Source organism: Bradyrhizobium sp. P5_C11_2, assembly GCF_054049755.1.
Window position 1 is genome coordinate 1 of the sequence record NZ_JBFULT010000468.1, and the last position, 5,974, is coordinate 5,974.

At 64.8% G+C, this 5,974-nt stretch carries 6 protein-coding genes and 1 pseudogene; 1 reads left to right on the plus strand and 6 read right to left on the minus strand.

Translation table 11 applies throughout. From position 1 onward, the window contains the following. Positions 1–627, minus strand: a pseudogene (locus ACXJL8_RS31230) (hypothetical protein); the annotation flags it as partial. A 69-nt stretch (positions 628–696) separates the two neighbouring features. Here ACXJL8_RS31230 and ACXJL8_RS31235 point away from each other — a divergent pair. Next, positions 697–1,923: an AraC family transcriptional regulator gene (locus ACXJL8_RS31235; RefSeq protein WP_456686169.1), complete on the plus strand. Its 1,227-nt coding sequence runs from the start codon at positions 697–699 to the stop codon at positions 1,921–1,923. Positions 1,924–1,955: 32 nt separating this feature from the next. Here ACXJL8_RS31235 and ACXJL8_RS31240 read toward each other — a convergent pair whose 3' ends face one another. The 5 genes from ACXJL8_RS31240 to ACXJL8_RS31260 all read right to left on the minus strand — a co-directional run. Next, positions 1,956–2,348, minus strand: a complete 393-nt coding sequence (locus ACXJL8_RS31240) for a RidA family protein (RefSeq protein ID WP_456622761.1) — start codon at positions 2,346–2,348, stop codon at positions 1,956–1,958. Between the two features lie 99 nt (positions 2,349–2,447). Beyond that, entirely contained in the window at positions 2,448–2,663 is a 216-nt protein-coding gene (locus ACXJL8_RS31245; RefSeq protein ID WP_456622762.1) for a hypothetical protein, read from the minus strand. A 158-nt stretch (positions 2,664–2,821) separates the two neighbouring features. Then, positions 2,822–3,700, minus strand: a complete 879-nt coding sequence (locus tag ACXJL8_RS31250) for a 3-keto-5-aminohexanoate cleavage protein (RefSeq protein WP_456622763.1) — start codon at positions 3,698–3,700, stop codon at positions 2,822–2,824. A 269-nt stretch (positions 3,701–3,969) separates the two neighbouring features. Next, positions 3,970–5,199, minus strand: coding sequence for a CaiB/BaiF CoA transferase family protein (locus ACXJL8_RS31255; protein WP_456686170.1), 1,230 nt, complete (start codon positions 5,197–5,199; stop codon positions 3,970–3,972). A gap of 217 nt (positions 5,200–5,416) precedes the next feature. Next, positions 5,417–5,974: outer membrane protein (locus ACXJL8_RS31260; protein ID WP_456686171.1), on the minus strand; the 558-nt coding region annotated here is incomplete at its 5' end.

The window sequence follows — 5,974 nt, forward strand, 5'->3', positions numbered from 1 at the left end:
GCTCCCGACCGTGATCGTGCCTGAATTCAGGATCGTGGCGCCGACGGCTGAGATGCCGTAGGCCAAGCCGGTCAGGCTGATGGTGCCGGAATTGATCGCCGTGTTGCCGGCGCCAACCGGGACGAGGCCGGCCGTGCCGTCCGCCGTCGAGCTGATCGTCCCGGCGTTGGTCAGAATATTGTTGTTGCCGGCCACGTACATGGCCATGCCCCCCGTGCCGGGCGTGATCGTGCCGTTGTTGGTGAAGACGTTGTTGTTGATCCCCTGCATGCCCTTGCCGCCGTTGCCGACAACGATGGCGCCGTTGTTGATGGCGGTGTTGCCGCTGTCGACATCGATCGCCTTCTGCGCATTGCCGACGTCGATCGACGCGCCCGATTGAACGGTGACGGCCAGATTGTTTTCCGCACCGGTGCCGAAGCCGGTATTGGTCGCACCGCTACAGGTGACGGTGCTGCCGGATTGGACGCACGCGGCAACCGCCGGCCCCGCCGGCATCGCAACCACCGTGGTCAGCGACAGCACGAATGGCGCGGCCAGCGTCAACGATCGTTCGGGACGCGCCTTCGCCCTGGATACCGGCAAGTTCATAGTCGTCATCCGCGCCGCGCCATTCGTCGATGTCATCCGTCATTCCCAAGTCTTGCGGCCGAAGCAGCCGTCGCTTGCAAACTGGCCTGACGAGGCGCAACTGTCTTGGCGCAGCCGGCACGGGACATCGGCCCATACGGCACAGCGGTGGTTTCTCGGCCGGTTGTGACACTTGCACCACCATCCCGCGGACCGCGATTGTCTCAGGCGGAACGTCGGGAGGACCATGCGGAACAGGTTCCGCCGAACGGTCGCGCGCTGTACGGGTCGTCCAGCAGCCACGGGCGGATCGAATTGAACGCGCTGGCGAGAGCCTGCGTCTTAAGGAGGTGGTGGCCACCATTCCGCAGGGGACAGATGCAGGATACCGGATCATTTCGAGCGCAGATATCTACCCGTGACTTTCCCGAAGAGAAGCGAATCGACAGGTGGCGCGAGATCTTCGGGCGCAGCGTGACCAATGCCGATATGGAGCCGCTCGGCGACGCGCCCTTCCATGCGAATGTGACCTTCAACCTGTTGCCCAATATCAGCATCGCGGCCGGCTCACATTCGCCAGCGCATTATCGCCTCTCGAAAGAGATGGCGTCGCGCGCCGGGAACGTTGTGGTGATCGCCCTGCTGCGCAGCGGCGCTGCTTCGTTCACCCAGTTCGGCCAGGAATTGATCGGCGGTGTCGGCGGTGCCGTGGCGCTCACGATGCAGGCACCTTCAACGACCACGCTACTCACGGAGGGCAACTTCATCAGGCTAGCATTTGAGCAGCCGGCCCTGGCCGCATTGACCCCGAACTATGCGGCCTCCTTCGGCAGCATTCCGCCCAACAGTGCAGCCCTGAATCTCCTGACCCGCTATGTCGACGTCGTCCGCAACGACGACGCCCTCGGCGAGCCGGCGCTGATGCAACCCGTGGCCAACCATATCCTCGATCTCGCGGCGCTCACACTCGGCGCGACTGGCGACCACGCCGAGTTCGCGCGGCAGCGCAGTGCCACGGCGGCGCGGCTTGCCAGCATCAAATCGGACATTCTCCACGCGCTCAGCCGCAGCGATCTATCGACCGAGATGATCGCCGCGCGCCACGGCATCTCGCCGCGCTACGTGAGAAAGCTGTTCGAACTGAGCGGCTCGTCATTCTCCGCCTACGTGCTCGCCGAGCGGCTGGCGAAAGCACGGCGCATGCTGATCGACCGGCGCCACGCTCAACTCAACATCACCCAGATCGCGCACGAAAGCGGGTTCGGCGACGTCTCCTATTTCAACCGCGCCTTCCGCCGCCACTTCGGCGCCACGCCCTCCGACATTCGCGCGGCGGCAAGACCGGCGTGGTGAGCGGCCAACGGCTCTCGCGTCGATCGCCGACCTCACATCATCGCGATGCAGTCGATCTCGACGTCGAAGGGGCCGAACCATTCCGGCGTGCAGACGAAGATCCGCGCCGGCGGATCGACCGGGAAGTAGCGGGCATAGACCGCGTTGAACGCGGCGAAATGTCTTGTCGACGTGCAGTAGACGTTGCACTTCATGACGTTGTCGAGGCTTGCGCCCGCGGTCTGAAGGCAGAGCTTCATCTGCTCCATGATCAGCTCGCTCTGGCGCTCGATCGGCGCTTCCGCGATCTCGCCGGTCTCGGGGTCGAACGGCGGCAGGCCTGCGACGAAGATCATGTTGCCGGCCCGCGTCACCGGCGAGGTCGGCGCCTTCCAGCGGTCGAGAAACGAGGAGATCGGTTCGACGCGGAGCGCTTCGCGTTTCATGGGCGGCCACCTTCGGTTCGAGCGAGAACAGTGCCTGACTACATTATTCTGTAGCCGGCATGCTTCGCTTCCGATCGAAGTGTGGTCGCTCGGGCGGGTTTACGCCCGCTGCGGCATCTCCTCGGCCTCTTCCTTGGCGAGCAGCAGCAGCATCTCGATGCCCATCTCGCCTTCCTGGGGCGAGCGGATGAACTTGATTTCGTCGGCGCTTCGCCGCAGTGCGGCAACGATAGCGACGGCCTGATTGGCGGTGGCCGCCTCGGTCGCCAGAATTGCCTTCTGGTCCTTGGTCTGAAACCCGATGGTGTAGGACATTCGCTTCCCTCCCGAACTCAAGTGGAAGGATCGAATCAGAGTCGCGAGGCAAGCGGAAGCCTGTGCGACTACGGACCGGGTTTATCTGGGGATTGCGCGCAAGCCTCACACAAGGCCCGCGAGCGTCACGATGGCGTCACGATTTATCCAAATGGCGATCAGCCAAGCCCGAGCATCGCGCGCGCCTCGTCGGCAGTCGCGACGGACGCGCCCAGGCTCCTCACGATGCCTGCGGCATGCGCAACCAACTCGGCGTTGCTCTTCGCCAGCACGCCCTTGGACATATAGAGATTGTCCTCCATGCCGACGCGGACGTGGCCGCCGAGCAGATACGCCTGCGCCACCATCGGGAATTCGGCGCGGCCGATGCCGAAGCCGGACCAGATCGCGCCTGGCGGTAACAGGCTGCGGGCGTAGAACATGGTCTCGGGCGTTGCCGAGAAGCCGTACTTCACACCAAGCACGAGCGAGAACAGGCCCGGTCCCTTCAGCGTGCCGTCGGCCAACAGGTCGCGCGCGAGATGGCAGTCGCCGGAATCGAACAGCTCGATCTCCGGCAGCACGCCGGCCGCCTTCATCCGCTCGGCCATGATGCGGACGTTGCGCGGGGTGTTGATCACGACCTCGCCGCCGGAGTTCATGGTGTTGAGGTCGAGGGTGCAGATGTCGGGCTTGAGCAGCTCGATATGCTCGACGCGCTTTTCCGGCTGGAGCAGCGTGGTGCCGGGGCCGGCGACGCGGGGATCCTCGACTGAGGGGACGAAACGTCCACCGGGACCGGTGGTGAGGTTGATGACGAGGCGCTTGTTGCGGGCGCGGATCTTCTCCACCACCTCGCGGTAGAGATCGACCGCCATCGAGGGCCGGCCGGTGGCGGGATCGCGCACATGGATGTGGGCGATGGCGGCACCGGCCTCGGCGGCCTCCAGCGCGGAGGTCGCGATCTGCTCGGGCGTGATCGGCAGATACGGCGACTGCTCGGGCTTCGTGAGGTTGCCGGTGATGGCGCAGGTGATGATGGTCTTGCCGGTGGTCATTGAACTACTCCGCCTTCGCAAACCTGGTGACGTTAGCTGAACCCGTCGCCGCAGAGTAGCTGCGCCCCCTCGCCCCGCTTGCGGGGAGAGGGTTTGGGTGAGGGGAGCCTCCGCGAGGACGGTGAGAGTCGAGTGCGTGGAGACTCCCCCTCACCCGGATCGCATCTTCGATGCGCCGTAGCCGAAGCTTCGCTTCGGCGTTCTTCAGGACGGCCGCCGAAGGCGGCCTTTGCCTCTCCCCGCAAGCGGGGAGAGGCGAAGAAGAAGCGTCAGATGATACCCTGCTGCTTCAGCGTCTCGATCTTGCCGGCATCGTAGCCGAGCTTGCCGCCGAGCACCTCCCGGGTGTGCTCGCCGAGCAGCGGCGGCGCGCGGTATTCGGTGACGGGCGTGCCCGAGAAGGTCAGCGCGTTGCGGATCAGCGAGAGCTCCGGCTCGAATTTGTGTTTCGTCTTCACCCGCATGCCGCGCGACTGGACGTGGGGATCGGCGAAGACCTGCGAGAAATCGTTGATGGGACCTGAGGGTACCCCGGCCTTCTCAAGCTCCTCCAGCCAGTAGGCCACCGGCTTTTTCAGGAACAGGCCGGCGAAGATCGCCATGATCTCCTTGCCGTGAACGACACGGTCGTTGTTCTTGAGGAATTTTGGGTTCTTCGCCAGCTCGGGCTCGCCCAGCACGGCGCAGGTGCGCTCGAACTGGCCGTCATTGCCGACCACCAGCATCAGCTCGCCGTCGGTGCAGCGGAACACGCCGGCCGGCATGCCGCCATTGCCCCAGGTGCCGCGCCGCGGCGGAGTCTTGCCGTTGACGAGGTAGATCTGGAGCCAGTGGCTGAGCGAGGCAATCACGGTGTCCAACAGGCAGACGTCGAGATGCTGCCCTTCGCCATTGTTGGCGTCGCGATGGTAGAGGGCCGAGAGAATCCCGATCGAGGTATTCATGCCGGTCATGTAGTCGACGATCGAGGGACCGACCTTCATGGGGCCCTCGCCCGGCTCGCCGTCCATGTGGCCGGTGACGCTCATCAGGCCGCCCATGGCCTGCAGGATGGCGTCATAGCCGGCGCGCGGCGCGTACGGGCCGGTCTGGCCGAAGCCGGTCACAGAGCAATAGATGATGCCGGGGTTGATCGCCTTGATCGTCTCGTAGTCGAGGCCGTAGCGCTTGAGGTCGCCGACCTTGTAGTTCTCCATGAAGACGTCGACGTCCTTGGCGAGCTCACGGATGATCGCCTGCCCCTCGGGCTTGGCGATGTTGACGGTGACCGACTTCTTGTTGCGGTTGGCGCAGAGGTAGAACGAGTTGTTGTTGTTGGCCTTGCCCTCGGGGTCGGTCAAATAAGGCGGGCCAAAGGCGCGCGCGTCGTCGCCGGTGCCCGGCCGCTCGATCTTGATCACCTCCGCACCGAGATCGCCCAGCATCTGGGCCGACAGGGGCCCGGCGAGCACACGCGTGAGATCAAGGATCTTGATGCCTGAGAGCGGCAAGGCCGACATGTCGATTTCCTCCGGGGACTGGATATTGGCGCGCCGGCTCAAAGCGGGCCGCGCTTCCTGCGGATACACTATTTTCGCGCGCCGAGCACTGCATTGGGGGCATGCCGCCATCCCCGCCCCGGCCGCAGAAGCGGCCCTGCGGCGGCGAATTTCCGCGCCGCGAATATCACGCCGGCGGCGCCCTTCGGCTGCCGTGATCCGCCGACGCCACCAACGGCTAAAATCTCACGCTGACTCCGCCGCGCACGGACTGGAAGCGCGGATGCTGTTCGTAGCTTCCGAGGAGGTCGCGCCAGTCGAAGCGCGTGGTGCCAAAATCGCTGTAGCGGTACTCCAGTCGTGCCGTGACCCGATCGGTCAGCGCGGTCTCGCCGCCGACGCCGGCGGTCCATCCCGTCTTGAAGATATTTGCGTCCGCGGGCGCGAACGGCGTTCCCACCGAATTGTCCATCCAGCGGTACTTCAACTCGGTGAACGCAACGCCGCCCGTGACATACAGGAGCAGGCGCTCCGTCGGCGTAAAACCGAGCCGCCCGCGAATGGAGGATTCCCATTCCTTGCGTGCGTCAAATCGCAGAATGCTGACCGTGAAACCGCCGTCCACCCGGCCGAAATCCGCATCGCCCTCGATGCCGACAACGAACCTGTCAAATTGATGATTGTAGCCGACATGGACGCCGCCGAACCCGCCACCCGGGTGGAAGCCATGGTTGAAACCGGTCGGGGGCCCCCCGAGGGCGAATTCAACGGTCCGATCCTGGCTCCATTCGTAGCC

Bases quoted from the DNA above. Each gene is read 5' to 3' on its own strand.
- ACXJL8_RS31255 (WP_456686170.1), bottom strand. From the start codon at position 5,199: ATGTCGGCCTTGCCGCTCTCAGGCATCAAGATCCTTGATCTCACGCGT.
- ACXJL8_RS31250 (WP_456622763.1), bottom strand. From the start codon at position 3,700: ATGACCACCGGCAAGACCATCATCACCTGCGCCATCACCGGCAACCTC.
- ACXJL8_RS31240 (WP_456622761.1), bottom strand. From the start codon at position 2,348: ATGAAACGCGAAGCGCTCCGCGTCGAACCGATCTCCTCGTTTCTCGAC.
- ACXJL8_RS31245 (WP_456622762.1), bottom strand. From the start codon at position 2,663: ATGTCCTACACCATCGGGTTTCAGACCAAGGACCAGAAGGCAATTCTG.